Source organism: Bradyrhizobium sp. HKCCYLRH3061 (assembly GCF_051168015.1).
Taxonomy (GTDB): Bacteria; Pseudomonadota; Alphaproteobacteria; order Rhizobiales; family Xanthobacteraceae; genus Bradyrhizobium.
On sequence record NZ_JBNPUE010000010.1, the window covers coordinates 194305 to 212858 of the forward strand.

15 protein-coding genes and 1 tRNA gene are annotated in these 18554 nt (G+C 65.2%); 4 read left to right on the forward strand and 12 right to left on the reverse strand.

The window, feature by feature from the left end; translation table 11 throughout:
- Window positions 1–292: 292 nt before the first annotated feature.
- Complete coding sequence (locus ACQR2C_RS18225; RefSeq protein ID WP_434881799.1) at window positions 293–1582, reverse strand: ABC transporter substrate-binding protein; 1290 nt, start codon at window positions 1580–1582, stop codon at window positions 293–295.
- A 386-nt stretch (window positions 1583–1968) separates the two neighbouring features.
- Entirely contained in the window at window positions 1969–2919 is a 951-nt protein-coding gene (locus ACQR2C_RS18230; protein ID WP_434881773.1) for a sugar-binding transcriptional regulator, read from the reverse strand.
- 284 nt (window positions 2920–3203) lie between these two features.
- Between ACQR2C_RS18230 and ACQR2C_RS18235 the strand changes: the two genes are divergently transcribed.
- A complete protein-coding gene (locus ACQR2C_RS18235) occupies window positions 3204–3527 on the forward strand; it encodes a hypothetical protein (RefSeq protein ID WP_434881774.1) in 324 nt (107 codons plus the stop codon).
- A gap of 114 nt (window positions 3528–3641) precedes the next feature.
- Entirely contained in the window at window positions 3642–4052 is a 411-nt protein-coding gene (locus ACQR2C_RS18240) for a flagellar basal body rod protein FlgC (protein ID WP_315804655.1), read from the forward strand.
- A 24-nt stretch (window positions 4053–4076) separates the two neighbouring features.
- On the opposite strand, the gene aqpZ is transcribed toward ACQR2C_RS18240, so the two are convergent.
- Window positions 4077–4829, reverse strand: coding sequence for an aquaporin Z (gene aqpZ, locus ACQR2C_RS18245; protein WP_434881775.1), 753 nt, complete (start codon window positions 4827–4829; stop codon window positions 4077–4079).
- Between the two features lie 1125 nt (window positions 4830–5954).
- Here aqpZ and ACQR2C_RS18250 point away from each other — a divergent pair.
- Window positions 5955–7214 carry a TIR domain-containing protein gene (locus ACQR2C_RS18250; protein ID WP_434881776.1) on the forward strand — a complete coding sequence of 420 codons (1260 nt, stop codon included), beginning with the start codon at window positions 5955–5957 and terminating at the stop codon, window positions 7212–7214.
- Between the two features lie 50 nt (window positions 7215–7264).
- Window positions 7265–10408: a tetratricopeptide repeat-containing protein gene (locus ACQR2C_RS18255; protein WP_434881777.1), complete on the forward strand. Its 3144-nt coding sequence runs from the start codon at window positions 7265–7267 to the stop codon at window positions 10406–10408.
- 796 nt (window positions 10409–11204) lie between these two features.
- Here the strand turns inward: ACQR2C_RS18255 and ACQR2C_RS18260 are convergent.
- The 9 genes from ACQR2C_RS18260 to ACQR2C_RS18300 all read right to left on the reverse strand — a co-directional run bounded on the left by ACQR2C_RS18260 (window position 11205) and on the right by ACQR2C_RS18300 (window position 18537).
- Window positions 11205–11280 (reverse strand) — tRNA-Phe (locus ACQR2C_RS18260).
- 174 nt (window positions 11281–11454) lie between these two features.
- Entirely contained in the window at window positions 11455–11652 is a 198-nt protein-coding gene (gene yacG / locus ACQR2C_RS18265; RefSeq protein ID WP_315801484.1) for a DNA gyrase inhibitor YacG, read from the reverse strand.
- A gap of 48 nt (window positions 11653–11700) precedes the next feature.
- Complete coding sequence (locus ACQR2C_RS18270; RefSeq protein ID WP_006613056.1) at window positions 11701–12330, reverse strand: Maf-like protein; 630 nt, start codon at window positions 12328–12330, stop codon at window positions 11701–11703.
- A 181-nt stretch (window positions 12331–12511) separates the two neighbouring features.
- Complete coding sequence (locus ACQR2C_RS18275) at window positions 12512–12982, reverse strand: low molecular weight phosphatase family protein (protein WP_316182256.1); 471 nt, start codon at window positions 12980–12982, stop codon at window positions 12512–12514.
- Window positions 12983–13036: 54 nt separating this feature from the next.
- Window positions 13037–13543, reverse strand: a complete 507-nt coding sequence (locus ACQR2C_RS18280; RefSeq protein WP_006613054.1) for a UPF0262 family protein — start codon at window positions 13541–13543, stop codon at window positions 13037–13039.
- On the reverse strand, window positions 13540–14835 hold the full coding sequence (hisD, locus tag ACQR2C_RS18285; protein ID WP_315801486.1) for a histidinol dehydrogenase: 1296 nt from the start codon (window positions 14833–14835) through the stop codon (window positions 13540–13542). Before hisD ends, ACQR2C_RS18280 begins: the two co-directional genes overlap by 4 nt.
- Before the next feature lie 87 nt (window positions 14836–14922).
- Window positions 14923–15372 (reverse strand): DUF2948 family protein, encoded by a 450-nt coding sequence (locus tag ACQR2C_RS18290; RefSeq protein WP_316182252.1) that lies wholly within the window; start codon window positions 15370–15372, stop codon window positions 14923–14925.
- 18 nt (window positions 15373–15390) lie between these two features.
- Window positions 15391–16680, reverse strand: a complete 1290-nt coding sequence (gene murA, locus ACQR2C_RS18295; RefSeq protein ID WP_434881778.1) for a UDP-N-acetylglucosamine 1-carboxyvinyltransferase — start codon at window positions 16678–16680, stop codon at window positions 15391–15393.
- A 138-nt stretch (window positions 16681–16818) separates the two neighbouring features.
- Window positions 16819–18537 (reverse strand): FAD-dependent oxidoreductase, encoded by a 1719-nt coding sequence (locus ACQR2C_RS18300; RefSeq protein WP_316218919.1) that lies wholly within the window; start codon window positions 18535–18537, stop codon window positions 16819–16821.
- Between the last annotated feature and the right edge of the window lie 17 nt (window positions 18538–18554).

Below are 18554 nucleotides of genomic sequence, written 5' to 3' on the forward strand. Positions count from 1 at the left end.
AGGAAAGTGCGGCAAGCTCGGTCGGGTGAGGGGTTTCTCTCGCCGAACTCCGCTTGCGGAGACATACCCCTCACCCAACCGAGCGCGCGGATGGGCTGCTGATGCCCTCTCCCGCAAGGGGAGAGGGCGCATTCGTCGGCAGCGGCTCGTGGCGCGGCGGTAGCTGCGCTTTGCCCACCCTACGGATCTCGCGTTAGACCAGAGAGAAAATGCGGCCATCCCCATGGGGAGGGATGGCCGCCAGTGATCAGCTCGGGAGGAGTTTCTTGTCGAGCTGATAGACTTGGCACGCCTATTTGATGTAGCCGGCGCGTTTCATCTCACGTTCGGTGGCGGACTGTGCCGCCGCGAGCGCCGCATCCACTGTCATCGATCCGGCGAGCGCGGCAGAAAACTGCTGCCCGACCGCGGTGCCGATGCCCTGGAATTCAGGAATGGCGGCGTATTGCACGCCGACATAAGGCACCGGCTTCACCGTCGGATGGTTCGGATCGGCGGCGTCGATCGAAGCCAAGGTCAGCTTGGCGAACGGCGCGACCTTCAGGTACTCCTCGTTCTTGTAGAGCGAGGTGCGCGTCCCCGGCGGCACGTTGGCCCAGCCATCCTTCGAGGCGACGAGCTTGAGATAGTCCTTGCTGGTCGCCCAGGCGATGAACTTCTCCGCCGCCTCGACCTTCTTGGAGCCGGCGGGCACCGCGAGGCTCCAGGCCCACAGCCAGTTGGCGTTCTTGCCGAGGCCGGTGTTCGGCGCCAGCGCGAAGCCGACCTTGTCGGCGACCTTGGACTCCTTCGGATTGGTCACGAACGAGGCCGCCACGGTGGCGTCGATCCACATCGCGCATTTGCCGGAGTTGAACAGAGCGAGGTTCTCGTTGAAGCCGTTCGAGCTGGCGCCGGGAGGGCCCGCTTCCTTCATCAGCTCGACATAGGTCGACAGCGTCTTCTTCCATTCCGGCGTGTTGAACTGCGGCTGCCATTTCTCGTCGAACCAGCGCGCGCCGAACGAGTTCGACATCGCGGTCAGGAACGCCATGTTCTCGCCCCAGCCGGCCTTGCCGCGCAGGCAGATGCCGAACACGCCGGCCTGCTTGTCGGTGAGCTTCTTGGCGGCGTCGATGACGAAGTCCCAGGTCGGGCTCTCCGGCATCTTCAGCCCGGCCTTGTCGAACAGGTCGGTGCGGTACATCACCATCGAGCTCTCGCCATAGAACGGCGCGGCGTAGAGCTTGCCGTCGACGGACACCGCGTCCTTGATCTTCGGCAGGATGTCGCCCGCGTCATAATCGGCGCCGAGCTTGTCGAGCGGCACCAGCCAGTTCTTCTTGGCCCAGATCGGGACTTCGTAGGTGCCGATGGTGAGGATGTCGAACTGGCCGCCCTTGGTGGCGATGTCGGTGGTGACGCGCTGGCGCAGCACGTTCTCTTCCAGAGTCACCCACTTCACCTGGATGTCGGGATTGGCCTTGGTGAATTCGCCGGTCAGGCCCTGCATCCGGATCATGTCGCCATTGTTGACGGTGGCGATGGTCAGGGTCGTCTCGGCCGATGCGGGCAATGCAGTCAGCAGCGTGGCGGCGCCCATCAGGGCGGCAAGCGTGCGCGTGCGAGTGAAGATGGTCTTCACGGTCTCCTCCCATTCCCGCGTCTTTTGAACATATGCTCACGGGATGAGCTGATGTTCACAACACTGGTCGGGCTTTGTCAAGCATGCGCCCGCGTCTACAGGTTGTGCGGTGCGACAGGCTATTGCCATGCGTTTGAAGCGCCGCTGAACATGGCGCCCCTCTCCCCACGCGTCGTTCCGGGGCTCGCGCAAGCACGAGCCCGGAACCCATACCCACAGGGAGGAGTGCGGGGCACACTTGTCGTGGGCATCTCGTCTCGAAACGTCGGCCTGGGGTTATGGATTCCGGGCTCATTCGCTGGCGCGAATGCCCCGGAATGACGAGAGGAGAGAGTTGAGCGACGTCAAGCCAGAACGGCGCGCGCGGTGGCCTCGTCGGTGATCAGGCCGTTGATGAGACGACCGGTCAGCGCGGCGCGGATCGCCGGGATCTTCGCCGGCCCCAGCGCCGCCGCGATCGTCATGGCGCGCGCCGGCACCTCGGGCGGAATGCTGGTGAGGCGGCGGTTGGTGCCGCCTGCGATCACCTTGCCGCTGGCGTCATAGGCCCAGCCGGTGATTTCGCCGATGGCCCCGAGCCGCATCATCTCGGTGAGCTCGTCGCGGGTGACGAAGCCGTCGACATGCATCTGCGCCTTCTGGTCCATCTGGCCGATGCCGACCAGCTTGAGATCGGCCTTGTCGGCGACCGCCTTGACCTTGGCGATGGCATCCAGCCGGACCATGCGGTCGCGCTCGTCCTCGCTGCCCATCAGGAACGGCAGCGGCATCGGATAATGCCGCGCGCCGGTGCGGTCGGCGAGCCGGCCGACGGTGTCGAAGAAGCTCGCCGAGCCGTCCGCCAGGATGTTGCCGACCAGCGAGACGATCTGATGTTCGGGCCGATCGATCGGCGTGACGCGCTCGACCGCGGCGCGCACCGCCCGCCCGGTGCCGAGCGCGATGATGACCGGCGTCTCGGCCCGCAAGGTCGTCTCCAGCAGGTTGGCGCAGCGCTCGGCGATCCCGGACGCTGTGGTCGGCGCGGCCGGATCGGTCGGCACCACCTCGCAATGCACCAGCGCGAATCGCTCCCTGAGCTGCGCCGCGAGCGCCATGCAGGAGGCGATCGGGTGCTCGAGCCGGAAGGTGATCAGCCGCTCGGCGAGGCACAGCGACACCAGCCGCTGCGCCGAGGCGCGCGAGACCTGCAGCATCCGGGCGATCTCGTCCTGGGTGTGGCCGGCGATGAAATACAGCCAGCCGGCGCGGGCGGCGTCGTCAAGCCGAGATTTGTCGCTGTCGCTGGCCGCCATGACGCCGCGTGGTCTCCTCTTCCGACACGTCTCTCCCGCCGAGCGGCACGCGCCGATGATCCGCCTGCACTATGCCATGGCGCTCGCGGCGCCGGGAACCGACGCAAGCCAGCATCCCCAGGAGGACGCGGCGGGGCCGCCCGGACCAGATCATATGCTCTGATCATGGGCAATAGCCCCGTCCCGCCAGGTGGCGCCCAAGCGTCGGGGAACCTCGCTCGGCGCACGACGGCTGCGCATCCACGAGGGATGCGGCGGCTCGGCCGGCCGCTTAGCTCGGAGGCATGGCCATCCCTGCTCTCGTCCGCCCCCGCCGCGCCGCTCCGATGTTCGTCTGCCGCAAATGCCTGAAGCGGAGCGATGACCCCAAGGCCTTGAGGAAGGCCATCAAGCACGCGCTGAAATCCCACGACGGCTCTGGTCACGGCGCAGGCGAGAAGCCGGCGCGCGTCGTCATGACGAGCTGCTTCGGCCTCTGCCCGAAGCGGGCGGTCGTGGTCACCGGCGGCGTCCGCGCGGCGCGGGGCGAATATGTGCTCGTCTCCGCAGCCGAGGACGTGCCCAGCGCCTTGGCGCTGCTGCGCGACGATCCGAACGGGCCGCGTTGATCGTCATGGTGAACAAAACCTTGCGCCGGACGCTCGAGTCTCATCGGCGGTCTTGACGCTTGCTTGGTGCGCCGCGGGCTTAGCTGGCGCGTCACGTCACCAGCAAGCGCCGCCATGAGCCCCACCGCCACCATCGCAGTCTCCGGCATGCAGGCCGCATCGCGCCGGCTCGAGGTCTCCGCCTCGAACATCGCCAATGCCCGGAGCACGGGCGCGCTGCCCAATGCCGACGGCACGCTGCCGGCCGGCGCGCCGAAGGCCTACGACCCGCTCGCGCTGGTCCAGAGCGACGTCGCCGGCGGCGGCACGCAGACGACCATCACGCGGTCGAGCTCGGGTACGTCCGCGAGCTACGATCCCACCGCGCCGTTCGCCAACAAGGACGGCCTCGTCGCCGCGCCCAATGTCGATCTCGCGCAGGAGATGATCAGCCAGCTCGTCGCCAAATACAGCTTTGCCGCGAACGCGAAAGTGCTGAAAGCGAGCGACGAGATGAGCCGCACCGTGATCGACATGAAGGTGTGAGCGCGACCGCGTGGGAAAATCTCGCTAGGCGCTCTTCGCGACCACGCCCTGCCCGGCACGTTCGCCGGTCACCTCACCGACCGGCTCCGGGCTCAGCCAGCGATAGATGAAGCCGCCGGCCGCGCCGCCGGCGAGCGGCGCCACCCAGAACAGCCACAGTTGCGCCAGCGCCCAGCCGCCGGCGAACAGGGCCGGCCCGGTGCTGCGCGCCGGGTTCACCGAGGTGTTGGTGACGTGGATGCTGATGAGATGAATGAGCGTCAGCGCGAGCCCGATCGCCAGCGGCGCAAATCCAGCCGGCGCCTTGCCATGGGTCGCGCCCATGATCACGAACAGGAACATCATCGTCAGCACGAATTCGCTGAGCAGGCAGGCGCCGAGCCCATATTTGCCCGGCGAATGCTCCGCATAGCCATTGGCGGCAAAGCCGCCCGCCGTGCTGAAGTCCGGCGCGCCGCTGGCGATCGCATACAGCACGGCCGCGCCGACGATGGCGCCCACCACCTGCGCGAGGATGTAGGGCACGATCAGCCCGGTCGGGAACCGCCCGCCGCATGCCAGCCCGACCGTCACGGCCGGATTGAGATGACAGCCCGAGATGTGCCCGATCGCGTAGGCCATCGTCACTACCGTGAGCCCGAACGCCAGCGCCACGCCGAGCATCCCGATCCCGACCTCGGGCACCCCGGCCGCGATCACCGCACTGCCGCAACCGCCGAAGGTGAGCCAGAACGTCCCGATCGCCTCCGCCACGAGCTTGTTGTTGTTGCCGTTCATCATCGCCTCCCTGGGTGCGTGTGATTGGCTGGAGCCCTGCCTCTCCCGTCAGCGGAGAAGATGATCACTTCGACAACCTGGAGTCAAAGCCGGATTCGCGGCTGCCGTGGGATGCCTGAAACTTCGAGTCGGCAATCGTCAGCGTAATTCGTAGTTCGTAGGGCGGATGAACGCAGCGTAATGCGCCGTCTTACTCCCAACAGTCGCCGGCCCGAATTCCGGAGGACGCGCACTCCCCCCGTGAGCAAGCTTGATTGGCAAGTGGCTGCTCATCGAGCTCGCGGCCGACAGCCCAAAGCCGACATCGATGATCCCCGCATGGCGGATGGCGCTCCCCTCATCCGCCCGACACGCTATCGATCTTGCCGACACGCCGGCGAGAGCATCGGCACGTTCGCCCACGGCCAATTGTGCCAACGCCCGTCTTCGCCGACGCAAGCGAAGGCTGTCGGGGACGGGCTCGCCGGCGCGTCCGTGGATACTTCGAGCGCGGCAAATCGGTGGTCGACATAGGTGGTGGACAGAACTCCGGCGACGGTCACCGCCACGACGACCGCAAATCCCTTGGCTGAGTCACTCCAGCGCATGTCATCACCTCCCTTGTCGACGTGCCAGGACCAGATGGGACGACATTGACGCGTTATCGCGTGGCGGGCTGTGAGAGAGGTCACATCGACATCTCGCCGGATGCACTCATCCCTGACGCCGCAAGCGCCGGGAGAGGAATGCAGTGCAGGCCCAAAATTACGGTAACAGTGCTGGACTGTCACCGTATCCCAGCTTCTGCAGTGCTCCGGAGGCTTTCGAACATTGGCCGCCGCACGACCGACGCGGCTCCTCAACCGGCCGGCATCCCAAACCTCCAAAGCTCGGGATCTCCCCTCAAACAATCTCAAGGTGTATTAACCGGCTGATGTTGATCTAGCGCAATGGTTGTACCGAGCGGTTAGTCTATTGTTCGTCTGAAACTGCAGAGAGCGTCCGTATGGACCATACTCAAGCGGCATTCTGCAATCCGTCAGAAATTTTTGGCTTTCCTATTCGAGGCCTTGGTCATCAGCGGCCTTGTTGCCTTGCGCCATCCATCTCGACCTCGACGCTGGCGCCAATCTACCGGAAGCCGCTATGAGCGATGTTTTCGTCAGCTATGCGAACGAAGACCGGGCGTGGGCTGAAATGCTTGCGCACGCACTTGAAGGCCGCGGCTGGTCGATCTTTTGGGATCGGACTATTCCGATCGGCAAGACATTTCGCGATACTATCGGACGAGAACTCAACGAGGCGCGCTGTGTCGTTGTCATCTGGTCCAAGGCCTCGATCGCCTCCAGCTGGGTGCAGGAAGAGGCGGACGATGCAAAGCGGCGAGGGATACTGGTCCCGGTGTTTATCGAAGGTGTTGTCGAGGCTCCTCTCGGATTTCGGAGTCTTCAAGCTGCGGATCTGTCGGATTGGAAGGCCACGGAGCCGACCCAAGCGTTCCAGAGGCTGATCAATGATATTTCGCAGCTTATCGCCTCCCCGTCGAAAACCCCTGAAGAGGCACACCCCGGAAAACCGCCGCCGATTCTGCCCTCTGTCCCGAAACTTCGTGCGCCGCGGGGCCGGTGGGCGCTGGCAATTGCTGGCGCAGCGATCGTGGTAGCGGGCGCAGCTGCCTATCAATTCCTGGGCCCGCAAGACAGCTCGAATCGCGATAATTCGTATGATGCACGTCACCAGAATACGGCCGCCAATGAGCCCTTCGGAGTGACAACAGCCAAGGAGCCCCCCGGAATGACAACCCCCAAAGAGCCTCCCGGAGTGACAACACCCAAGGAGCCTCTCGGAGCGACGACGGCCAAACAGGCTCCGGAAGTCCCGCCAGCGAACGAGACGCCGCCGAGTCGCCTCGACAACTACACACTGCAATACAACCAAGACATTGATAAACAAGACATCGTGCAACCTGATGGCCAAGCAGGCATTCGCGATTCGGAAATCAATGCCTGCGCCTTGCAGTGCGACGCGAACCCGGCATGCGTCGCATTCAGCTTCGATCGCTGGAATAAAATGTGCTTTCTAAAGCGGAAAATCTCAACGTCCGTACTTGAGCCGCGCTCCGCAATCGGCATCAAGAAACCTTTCGCGCTGCCGACCCGTTCAACGCTGCCAGTACAATTGGCTACTGTTCATAATCATCGGTTTGATGCACGACCGATTTCAACCGCCAACGTCTCCGACCTGACGGCGTGCCAAGTGGCTTGCGCCGGCGACCGGCGGTGTGTGGCGTTCAGCTTTTTAAGAGGGAGCGGGCAGGCGAAGAACTGTCAGATCTTCGACAATGTACAAGATGCATATATCGACGATCCTTTGGCAGACAGCGGCTGGAAGGAACAGGCCCGCTAGCTCTCTGTAGGAGGCTGCCACGAGGACGATGCGACTCAAAAGGTGCCAAGTTGCTGAGCTCGACATTCCGCAAGAAATCCTCGGTACTCGCGCTCGCCGGACGACGGATCGATGGAGCTGATACCGCTCCCTCACGCTTTCCGCCCGAAAGCATCCCGGTTGTACGCCAGCGGCTTGCCGACCTGCTCACCAGTGAACGCGTCGTCACCATCGTCAGCTCCGCCGCTTGCGGCGCTGACCTCCTTGCACTCGAGGCGGCGGAGCGTCTCAGTCTACGACGTCGAATTGTCGTGCCGGCTCCGCTGGAGCGATTTCGACAAACCTCAGTGATCGACCGACCGGGCGATTGGGGCCGGCTATTTGACCGTCTCGTCTCGGCTGCCGACGCCGCAGGAGACCTGATCGTGCTCTCCGGCAATCACACCAGCGACGCTGCCGCCTATGCCGCCGTGAACGAAGCCGTGATCCGCGAGGCCAGGACGCTTGCAGGAGAGGGTGCTCTGCATCGGCTCGTCGCCGCAGTTGTCTGGGAGGGGTCAGCCAGATCCGAAAGCGATATAACCGGTCAATTCCGGAAATTGGCGGCGGAGGCAGGGTTTGAGGGGCGGGTCATTCTCACGCGCTCTGCAGCCAACGAAGCACAGGAGTACCTGCGAGGCCATCAGCTCCCGCCCGAGCGGGTGAAGGATTTGGTGGTCCGCCTGAAGAACGAGGACAGGTTCGGCGTGGCGCGGAAAGTCCTTGCGAGAATTCGTGAAGAGTCGACCTCTGAAGTCGCTCTTCGGGTTTGGTTTGCCCAGCAGCACGCGCTGTGCACCTACAAAGATCCTGATTTGCCCGTATTGAAGGCTCTTGATCAAGCGCTTGCGATCCTCAAAGGAACCTTCGATATCGCGAACACCTCCGACCAGGAGACTCTCGGCATCATGGGCGCCATCTGTAAGCGCCGCTGGCAGGCCACCGGGCAAAAGGACCAACTGGAACGTTCATATCACTACTACCGTCGTGGCTTCGATGTTGGTCCGGAGAAGGATTATGGCTACAGCGCGATCAACGCTGCGTTCGTTCTCGACCAACTTGCCGACATCGAATCATCTGAAGGGACGCCATCGGTCGAGGGACGCCTAATGGAGGCCAGGGCGATACGAGAGGCCGTCGTGGCGAAGCTGTTACCGTTGCGCACCACAGATCCCACGCTCAACAACAACTGGTGGTATCTTGTCACGCTTTCTGATGCGCTGTTTGGACTAGGAAGGTACGACGAGGCCGAGCGCTGGCTCTCGGCGGCCAAGGCTCTCCCAAGCGTCCCTGATTGGGAATTCCGGAGCACCGCCACACAGCTTGCGACGCTCTGTCAGCTCCAGAACCGAGGCATCCCATCACCGAACGAGCCCGTGGTAGCGAAGGCTGCGAAGGCGCTCGACGCTTTTGTTGGCTCCGCCGCCGCACGCGAAAGCGCCTTTATTGGAAAGGTCGGCCTGGCCCTGTCCGGTGGCGGCTTTCGTGCTTCGCTCTTTCATATCGGGGTGCTTGCAAAACTGGCCGAGCTCGATGTCCTGCGCCGCGTGGAGGTCCTTTCGTGTGTTTCCGGTGGCTCAATCATCGGCGCCCACTACTACCTTCAGCTACGGGAGACGATGGAGACCGAGGGGCTTGAGAATTTGAACGACATCGAGCTACGCGATGCGTACATTAGGCTAGTTCGGCGCGTAGCGGCGGATTTTTTGGCCGGCGTGCAGACAAATATACGGATGCGCGTATTTGCCAACCCTCTACCGCTCCTGCGTTCAATCGTTAGCCGCGCCTACACGCGAACGGTTCGACTAGGCGAACTCCTCGAGGCCCAGCTCTTCGCAAGGGTGTGGACGAACGCAGTGAGTGAGCGCAAGCCGAAGGGCCCGTTGCTTCTCAAAGATCTGAAAATCCAGCCTTACGGAGGAGAAGAGGATTTCGAGCCGAACAAATACAACTGGCGTCGTCAAACGAAAGTTCCAGTATTGATACTCAATGCCACGACGCTGAATACGGGACATGCTTGGCAATATACGACGAGCTTCATGGGTGAGTCTCCTTGGGGAATCGATCCCAATGCAGACGGCACGAACCGGCTCCGAAGAATGTACCATAGTGAGGCGCCACCAGAGCACCGAGCGACCAGCCTCTCTCAGGCTGTTGTTGCTTCTGCGTGCGTGCCCGGCCTCTTCGAGCCAATCAGAATCGATGGTCTATATCGTCTCGAAGAACGAGGTAAAAAGTCCGAGCCACTTATACTGAGACAGGTCGACGGCGGAGTGCACGATAACCAGGGGATCGCGAGCCTCTTCGAACAAGGCTGCAGCGTTGTTCTCGTGAGCGACGCCTCGGGACAAACCGCATTTGCGCCAGATCCTGGTGGGGGCACGCTAGCGTCGCTAACGCGGAGCAATTCCATTCTTATGGAACGCGTTCGACAGGAGCAATATGCCCGCTTAGAGACCATGGAAAGAGGCGGCCTGCTCAAGGGAATGATGTTCATTCACCTTAAAAAGGATCTCGATGTCGTACCGATCGACTGGTTGGGATGCGAAGAGCCGCGCGATGATTCAAACCAAACAGACGAACCGGTGACCGAATACGGTATTCGGAGGCGAGTTCAGGAACTTCTTGCAGGGATTCGCACTGACCTTGACAGCTTCTCCGAGGTCGAGGCGTACGCCCTGATGGCCAGCGGCTATCGCATGACCGAGTACTACTTACCTCAAGTTCAGGTCATCCCCATCCACACTCAAGAAAGTGTCGAATGGGACTTTCTGGCCATTGAGTCAGTGCTACGAGATTCCATGACCTCGGACAAAAACTACAGATACCTATTGCGACTGCTCGGAAGTGCAGGCAGCCGGATGTCTAGAATCTGCTCGCTGTGCCGTGTTCTACCTCTGATCATCTCTCTTACTGCCGCTGCAGGAATTGTGCTGGCAGCCGCTTGGCTAATCCATAACGGCGGACCCGCCACAATAAACATCTCGGTGAACGGATGGGTGATTCCCGCGCTTGTTGTTCTCGTGATTCCGCTCGCATCACCTTCAGTTCGCGAGCACGCGGGTCGAATATCGATGGGCATTCTCAGCCTCGTCCTCTGGATCCCCGCGCAATTCCATCTCAGGGTGACTGATCAAATTTTCCTAAGGATGGGTCGGCTAAATAGGTTGCAATAGAATCCGAGTTTCTGCGCGCTCCGTCGATGGAGAAGTTGTTGCAATCAAGGGGACCTTTCATCTTCGAGCTCGAATCGCCGTAACAGTGCACATTTCTTCCAGACTCGGATTCCATCGGCCAACGCATTCCCGGTCTGCACAAACTGCCCGTCGTGCCACTCTGCCGCAGTGATTCCGCTTGCGCCGTCGGGCAAATCACCTCCACATTTCTGGCCATCCCGCCCGCACTGAGAGGGGCGTATCGCGATCGTCACGGGACGTTGCGGCGGGGAGCGGTGGCCGCGGGGCGACGCAGCATCTCGATGGGGTGCGGACGAACGTCGTGCCGCGGACGGTCAAGCCGTGTGGTCCCGACACCCCGACGCTGGTGTCTTGGTCGGCGACATCCCGATGACGGGGGCAAGCAAGCCCGGTCCCCAGGGAGAGCACGGAGCAGCCGTTCAAACCATTGCGCAGGGAAGGCCGGGTTGATTCCGGCTGAGCCTGTGGTTCCTGCCCCGTGCACTTCTTTCGCACGGGGGCCATGGGTGCCAGTCGGCACTCGGCCTTCCCTGCGCCCTCTCACCTGAAGAGGACGCCAACTGCAGCAGAGCTCGGGCCTGACAGGCCGCGGGATCGCGGCGGCATGGGCGTCAGCAAGGCTGCGACGTGCGGCAGGCTGTTTGACAGGATTGATCAGGAGATCAGAGAACGTGGCTCAAGCGCGAGTGGGGCTCAAACGCCCGGCTTCGCCGGACACGCTTCGCCCTTCGGGCACTAGCGCGGCTGCGCCACGCGTAGCCCGAAGGGCGAAGCGTGGTGCCCAGGGGCGGAATCGAACCACCGACACTGCGATTTTCAGTCGCATGCTCTACCAACTGAGCTACCTGGGCAGGTCTCGTGAAGGGCAGAAAAGCCCGGCGAGCCGGCGGGTTATAGTCAGAGCGGGCGGCGCTGTCTACCGCCCTGAGGCGAAGTTTTCACATTCCTTTTGCGGTTGCGCAGCCACGCGGAGTGCGCGCCGATGCCGCCCGGCACCGCCGCCGCAACAGCATGAGAATATTGATCTATTCGACGTCGTCCTCGTCGCCCTCAGTGGCCGGAATGACATAGGAGCCGCTCAGCCAGCGATGCAGGTCGACGTCGCGGCAGCGGGGCGAGCAGAACGGGCGCGAGCCTTCGGCGGCCGGCCGGTTGCAGATCGGGCAGCGGCGGACGGGCTTGGCCGGGGTGGCGGTCTTCGGGCTGGTCGATTCGTCGGGCATGGCCGCTATCTAGGCGCGCGCGGCGACCGATGCATCCCCTCGTTCGCGTCAGACGCCGACCGTGTTCAGCCAGCCGAAGCGGATCGGGAAGCCCTCGCCGGCGAGCAGCGTCGTGGTCTCGTACAGCGGCAGGCCGACGACATTGGTGTAGGAGCCGACCATCTTCACCACGAACGAGCCGGCGATGCCCTGGACGGCGTAGCCGCCGGCCTTCCCGCGCCATTCGCCGGAGCCGATATAGGCCTGGATGTCGTCCTCGCTCAGCCGCTTGAAGCGGACGCGGGTCTCGACCAGGCGCTGGCGGAATGCCTCCTTCGGCGTGACGAGCGTGATCGCGGTGTAGACGCGGTGGTTGCGGCCCGACAGCAGCCGGAGGCACTGCGAGGCCTCGTCGACCAGGTTGGCCTTGGGCAGGATGCGGCGGCCGACGGCGACCACGGTATCGGCGGAGATGATGAACGCGCCGCGCAGCTCGTCGTCGAGCTGGACCGATTTCAGCGCGGCATCGGCCTTGGCGCGGGCGAGGCGGTTGGCGCAGGCGCGCGGCAGCTCGCCGCGCTTCGGCGTCTCGTCGACATCGGCGGGGCGGAGCGCGTCGGGCTCGATGCCGGCCTGGTTGAGCAGCGCCAGACGCCTGGGCGAACCGGATGCAAGAACGATTTTGGGACGGCCGAGCATGCTGATTTCGCTGAGGGATTCGGAAGCGGCGGGGCGGGCGCGCGGAACCTATCGGAAGGGCTGTCATTCCACAACCCGAAGGCTGCGACAAGGCTGCGACAGGCCTGCTCTACGGCGCGAATTTGAGCGGGGGACGACGTTGGTATTTCGGTTCGATGACACCTGTGCTGGAACCGAAAATCTACAGACCGGCGGGCCCGGGCTTGCCGAAGCGCTTGCGGATCCGCGTGAACAGCCCGTCGCAGACCTCGCGATAGGCTGACAGCTTCTGCTCGCGGTTGCCGTCGGCGCCGGTCGGGTCCGGCGTCGGCCAATATTCGACGTCGGCGGCGATGGTGCGGGTCAGCTCCAGCGCCTTGTGATGCGCCTCGGGCGAGAGGGTGATGATGAGGTCGAAGTTCAGACCCTCCCAGTCCTCGAGCTCCTCGAAGGTGGTGGGCTTGTGCTGCGAGATGTCCTGGCCGAGCTCGGCCATCACCGACACCGCGAATGGGTCGAGCTCGCCCTTCTTGACCCCGGCGGAGCGGACGTACAGCGCCTGCGGAAACATCTGGCGCAGCAGGCTCTCGGCCATCGGCGAGCGCACGCTGTTCTGGCCGCAGGCGAACAGCACCGCCTGCGGCTGGCGCGCGCGCGGCGGCCCCTCGGCCATGCGCCTACGCGCCCTTGGCCGAAAGCTGGGAGGCGCGCATCGCGGCCGGCGGCATCACTGGCCCTCGCCCTTCCAGTGCAGCACCGTGATCAAAGTGAACAGCCGGCGCGAGGTCTCGAAGTCGACCCGCACCTTGCCCTTGAGCCGCTCCTGCAGGGTGCGCGAGCCCTCGTCATGGATGCCGCGGCGGCCCATGTCGATCGCCTCGATCTTGTCGGGCGTCGCAGTGCGGATCGCCTGGTAGTAGCTGTCGCAGATCATGAAGTAGTCCTTCACGATCCGCCGGAACGGCGACAGCGACAACAGGTGCGTCACCACCGGCGTGCCGTCCTCCCTGCGGATGTCGAACATCAGCCGGTTGGCGGTGATGCCGAGATGCAAAGTGAAGGGGCCGGTGCCGTCGGCGCCCTCGGGCGCGAACAAATTCTCCTCGACGAGGTCGTAGATCGCGATCGCCCGCTCATGCTCGATGTCCGGACCGGAGCGGCCGATCGACTCCTCGTCGAGCGTCACCGCCACGATGCGATTGGTCCGGTCGTCGCCTGGCGGGTGCTGGGTCATGGCAGATTGAGGCGTATTCCCACGGAGCGTGAATGGGCGTCGAGACCCTCGGCCTTGCCCAGAGTCATCGCCGCTGGTCCCAGCGCGCGCAACTGCTCGGGGCCGCATTTCAACAGCGACGTGCGCTTCATGAAGTCGAGCACGCCGAGACCGGAGGAGAACCGCGCCGAGCGCGCGGTGGGCAGCACGTGATTGGAGCCGCCGACATAGTCGCCGATCGCCTCCGGCGTGTGCGCGCCGAGGAAGATGGCGCCGGCATTGCGAACCCTCGCGGCGAACGCGTCCGCGTCGGCGGTCATGATCTCCAGATGCTCGGCGGCGATGGCGTCGGCGAGCGGTACGGCCTGGTCGAGATGGTCGACCTCGATGATGGCGCCGAAATCGGCCCAGGACGCGCCTGCGATCTCCGCGCGAGGAAGCGTCTTGAGCTGGCCCTCGACGGCGCGGGCGACGTCATCGGCCAGGCGGCGGCTGTCGGTGATCAGGATCGACTGCGCGCTGGCGTCGTGCTCGGCCTGCGCGAGCAGGTCGGCGGCGATCCAGTCGGCATTGCCGCTGTCGTCGGCGATCACCAGCACCTCGGAGGGGCCGGCGATCATGTCGATGCCGACCTTGCCGAACACCAGCCGCTTGGCGGCGGCGACATAGGCATTGCCCGGACCGACGATCTTCGCCACCGGCGCGATCGTCGCGGTGCCATGCGCCAGCGCGGCCACGGCCTGCGCGCCGCCGACCCGGTAGATCTCGGACACGCCGCCGAGATGGGCAGCCGCCAGCACCAGCGGATTGAGCTTGCCGTCCGGCGCCGGCACCACCATCACGAGGCGCCCGACGCCGGCGACCTTGGCGGGAATGGCGTTCATCAGCACCGAGGACGGATAGGCCGCAGTGCCGCCGGGGACGTAAAGACCGGCGGATTCGATCGCGCTCCAGCGCCAGCCGAGCTCGACGCCGGCGGCGTCGGTGAAGCGCTGGTCGGCCGGCAGTTGCTTGAGGTGAAAGGCCTCGATGCGGTCACGGGCGAATTTCAGCGCGTCGACGGTAGCCGCGTCGCAGGCCTTCACCGCGGCCTCGATCTCGGCGGGCTTCACGCGCAGCGACGCGGCGGTCAGCTCGAGCCGGTCGAACTTGCGCGTCGCCTCGAGCAGCGCCGCATCGCCGCGCCTGGCGACGTCGTCCACGATGGCGCGGGCGGCGGCTTCGACGTCGGCGGAGGTCTCGCGCTTGGCGGCGAGAAACTGCCGAAACTGGGCGTCGAAATCGGTGCTGGCGCGGGACAGGCGAATGGGCATCTCTGGCACTTTCCGAAGGGGTGGCTGCCCCCGACCTCCTGCTCAATGGCGCGGCAGCGCGAGGCCGTCAACCCTTTGAACAGGCGCCTACCCGGTCAGCGGCGGGACGCCATCGATATCGCTGGTGCCGAGGTCGTCCTCGCCGAGATCGGTCAGCTCGCATTCCAGGCATTCGACATCCAGCCGCAATGCGCCGCCGTGGGAGAACAGCAGCAGCGCGCTGCCGGCCGGCGGCTCGGCGCCGGCGTGGAATTCGATGCCGATCAGCTCCAGCGCTGCCTCGGGCGCGGCAAGGTCGATGCGGCGCGACTTGCAGGCCAGCACGCGGTCGAAGCGCAGCGCTGCCAGCAGCCGGCGCGGCTCGCTCTCGCCATGCAGCGCCTGATCCCAGTCGAGCCGGTTCATGCCGATCACCAGCCGCTTCTCGGCCTGGCGCCAGATGATGTCCGCCGCCTGCACCCGCGCGTCCTGCACATGGGCCGAGATGACGGCGAGATCGTCGGCGTCGAGCGCGATCAGTTTGAGCCGGTCGGTCACGGCATCATCCCTTCAACCTCACTCGCGAATGCGCTCGATCGTGGCTCCGCAGGCCTTCAGCTTGTCCTCCAGCCGCTCGAAGCCGCGATCGAGATGGTAGACGCGATTGATCATGGTTTCGCCTTCCGCAGCAAGCCCGGCAATGACCAGCGACACCGAGGCGCGCAGATCGGTCGCCATGACAGGCGCGCCACGCAGATTCGAGGTGCCCTCGATCCGCGCGGTCTCGCCGTCGAGACTGATACGCGCGCCGAACCGCGCCAGTTCCTGCACGTGCATGAAACGGTTCTCGAAGATGGTCTCGGTGATCGCCGAGGCGCCCTGCGCGCAGACCATCAGCGCCATCAGCTGGGCCTGCAGGTCGGTCGGGAAGCCGGGGAACGGCGCGGTCGTCACCTGCACCGGGCGGATGCCGTGGCCGTTTCTGACGACGCGGATGCCCTCGGCATCGCTCGAGATCTCGGCGCCCGCCTCGGTCAGCACGTCGAGCGCCGATTGCAGCAGCTCCGGCCGCGCGCCGGCAAGGCGGACGTCGCCGCCGGTCATGGCGGTCGCGATCGCATAGGTGCCGGCCTCGATGCGGTCGGGCAGCACGGTATGGCGCGCGCCATGCAGCGACGCCACGCCCTCGATCTCGATGCGGGGCGTGCCGGCGCCGGAGATGCGTGCGCCCATCTTGTTGAGACACTCGGCGAGATCGGTGATCTCCGGCTCGCAGGCGGCGTTGGTGATGACGGTCGTGCCCTTGGCGAGCGCGGCCGCCATGACCGCGACATGGGTGCCGCCGACCGTGACCTTGGGGAAGTCGATCGTCCCGCCGCGCAGGCCGCCCGGCGCCTTGGCGACGACGTAGCCGGCGTCGATGTCGATGCTGGCGCCGAGCCGCTCCAGCGCCATGATCAGGAGATCGACCGGCCGCGTGCCGATGGCGCAGCCGCCGGGCAGCGAGACCCGCGCCTCGTGCATGCGCGCGAGCAGCGGCGCGATCACCCAGAAGCTGGCGCGCATCCGCGACACCAGCTCGTAAGGCGCGGTGGTGTCGATGATGTCAGCCGCCGAGATCTGCAAGGTCTGCCCCTGGTACTGGCCGTCGCCCGGGCGCTTGCCGACCGACATGATGTCCACGCCGTGATTGCCGAGAATGCGCTGCAGTTGCGCGACGTCGGCCAGCCGCGGGACGTTGTCCAGGATCAGCGTCTCCGGCGTCAGAAGACCCGCGATCATCAGCGGCAGGGCGGCATTCTTCGCGCCCGAAATCGGGATGGTGCCGTGAAGCGGGTTGCCGCCGACGATGCGAATGCGATCCATGCTGGTCCTGCTGGCTGGCCGGGAAATTGGGTGAGATGGGCGCAACAGGACCGACATTACGGCGATTTGATGAGTTCGCAACGGCAGGTCGCATCGTCGGGAAAGTCATCCCCCGGCGGTGCGGGCTGCCGGCGCGAATCAGACCGGCGGGACCAGCGCATCGGCCAGAAACCCGTGCAGCGCGGCGACGACCTGGGCGCCCTCGCCGATCGCGCCGCCGACGCGCTTGACCGAGCCGGAGCGGACGTCGCCGACCGCATAGACCCCCGGCACCGAGGTCTCGAGCGGCGACACCATCCGCCCGGCATTCTGCTCCGACTGCGCGCCGGTGACGACGAAGCCGGCGCGATCGAGCGTGATACCGCAGCCGTCGAGCCAGCCGGTGGCGGGATCGGCGCCGACGAACAGAAAGAGATTGCTGATGTCGGCCGGCGTCTCTTCGCCGGACAGCCGGCTCTTCAAGGTGATGCGTTCGAGCCCCGTGTCTGCCCCGCCATCGAGCGCGACCACCTCGGTGTTGAACAACAGCTCGATGTTCGGCGTCGCCTCGATGCGCTCGATGAGATAGCGCGACATCGACGCGGCGAGCCCGCCGCCGCGGATGATCATCCGCACCTTCTTGACGTGACCCGACAGAAACACCGCGGCCTGCCCCGCGGAATTGCCGCCGCCGACCAGCGCAACCTCCTGCCCGGCGCACAGCCGCGCCTCGATCGGCGAGGCCCAGTACCACACGCCCCTGCCCTCGAACTCCTTGAGCCGGGCAAGATCAGGCCGGCGATAGCGCGCGCCGCTCGCGACCACGACCGAGCGCGCCCGCACCTCGTCGCCGCCCTCGAGCGCCAGCACGAAGGCGCCGGCCTTGCGCTCGCAGTCGAGCGCATTGACCGACACCGGGATCATGATCTCGGCGCCGAACTTCTGTGCCTGGTTGAAGGCGCGCGCGGTCAGCGCGAGGCCGGTGATGCCGGTCGGGAAGCCGAAATAGTTCTCGATGCGCGCGCTGGCGCCGGCCTGGCCGCCGAACGCGCGCGAATCCAGCACCGCGACCGTCAGCCCCTCCGACGCGCCATACACGGCGGTGGCAAGGCCCGCCGGCCCGCAGCCGACGACCGCGACGTCGTAGACCTTCTCGCCGCGCGGCCCGCCGATCATCCCGACGGCACGCGCCAGCTCGGTCTCGCTGGGATTGCGCAGCACGCTGCCGTCGGACACCACCACCAGCGGCAGCTCGGCCGGCGTCGGCGAATAGCGCGCGATCAGATCGGCCGCGTCGTGATCTGTGGCGGGATCGAGCAGATGGTGCGGAAATCCGTTGCGGGTGAGGAAGCTCTGCAGCCGCGCGATCGCGGCCGATTGCGGCGGCCCGATCATGACCGGGCCGCCGGCGCCGCCCTGAATGAGATTCACCCGGCGCAGGATCAGCGCCCGCATGATGCGCTCACCGAGCTCGGCCTCGGCGATCAACAGCGCGCGCAGCCGTTCGGGACGAATCAGGATGACCTCGACGTCGCCCTCGGCATGGCCGTCGACCAGCGCGACGCGGCCGGAGAGCTGGGCGATCTCGGCCAGAAACTGCCCTGGCCCCTGGTCGATCACCGGCGTGACGTGACCGAGACCGTCACGCTGGGTGATCGCGACATGGCCTTTGAGAATCACGAACATGCCGGGGCCGGGCTTGCCGGTCTCGAACAGCAGCTCGCCGTCACGATAGCTCTGGATCTCGCCGAAGCCGCGCAGACGCGCGATCTCCGGCGGCGTCAGCTCCGGAAACGTCTGGTCGAAGCGCGGCAGCGTCTTCGCGAGCTCCGCCCGTTGTGCCGCCGCATCCGCCGTCATCCCGTCATCCGCTGCCATCACGCCCACCCCGCCTG

Coding starts and splice junctions, on each gene's coding strand:
- ACQR2C_RS18235 (WP_434881774.1), top strand. CDS start 3,204: ATGGCCATCCCTGCTCTCGTCCGCCCCCGCCGCGCCGCTCCGATGTTC.
- ACQR2C_RS18270 (WP_006613056.1), bottom strand. CDS start 12,330: ATGCTCGGCCGTCCCAAAATCGTTCTTGCATCCGGTTCGCCCAGGCGT.
- ACQR2C_RS18250 (WP_434881776.1), top strand. CDS start 5,955: ATGAGCGATGTTTTCGTCAGCTATGCGAACGAAGACCGGGCGTGGGCT.
- murA (WP_434881778.1), bottom strand. CDS start 16,680: ATGGATCGCATTCGCATCGTCGGCGGCAACCCGCTTCACGGCACCATC.
- ACQR2C_RS18230 (WP_434881773.1), bottom strand. CDS start 2,919: ATGGCGGCCAGCGACAGCGACAAATCTCGGCTTGACGACGCCGCCCGC.
- aqpZ (WP_434881775.1), bottom strand. CDS start 4,829: ATGAACGGCAACAACAACAAGCTCGTGGCGGAGGCGATCGGGACGTTC.
- hisD (WP_315801486.1), bottom strand. CDS start 14,835: ATGCCCATTCGCCTGTCCCGCGCCAGCACCGATTTCGACGCCCAGTTT.
- yacG (WP_315801484.1), bottom strand. CDS start 11,652: ATGCCCGACGAATCGACCAGCCCGAAGACCGCCACCCCGGCCAAGCCC.
- ACQR2C_RS18240 (WP_315804655.1), top strand. CDS start 3,642: ATGAGCCCCACCGCCACCATCGCAGTCTCCGGCATGCAGGCCGCATCG.
- ACQR2C_RS18225 (WP_434881799.1), bottom strand. CDS start 1,582: ATGGGCGCCGCCACGCTGCTGACTGCATTGCCCGCATCGGCCGAGACG.
- ACQR2C_RS18275 (WP_316182256.1), bottom strand. CDS start 12,982: ATGGCCGAGGGGCCGCCGCGCGCGCGCCAGCCGCAGGCGGTGCTGTTC.
- ACQR2C_RS18300 (WP_316218919.1), bottom strand. CDS start 18,537: ATGGCAGCGGATGACGGGATGACGGCGGATGCGGCGGCACAACGGGCG.
- ACQR2C_RS18280 (WP_006613054.1), bottom strand. CDS start 13,543: ATGACCCAGCACCCGCCAGGCGACGACCGGACCAATCGCATCGTGGCG.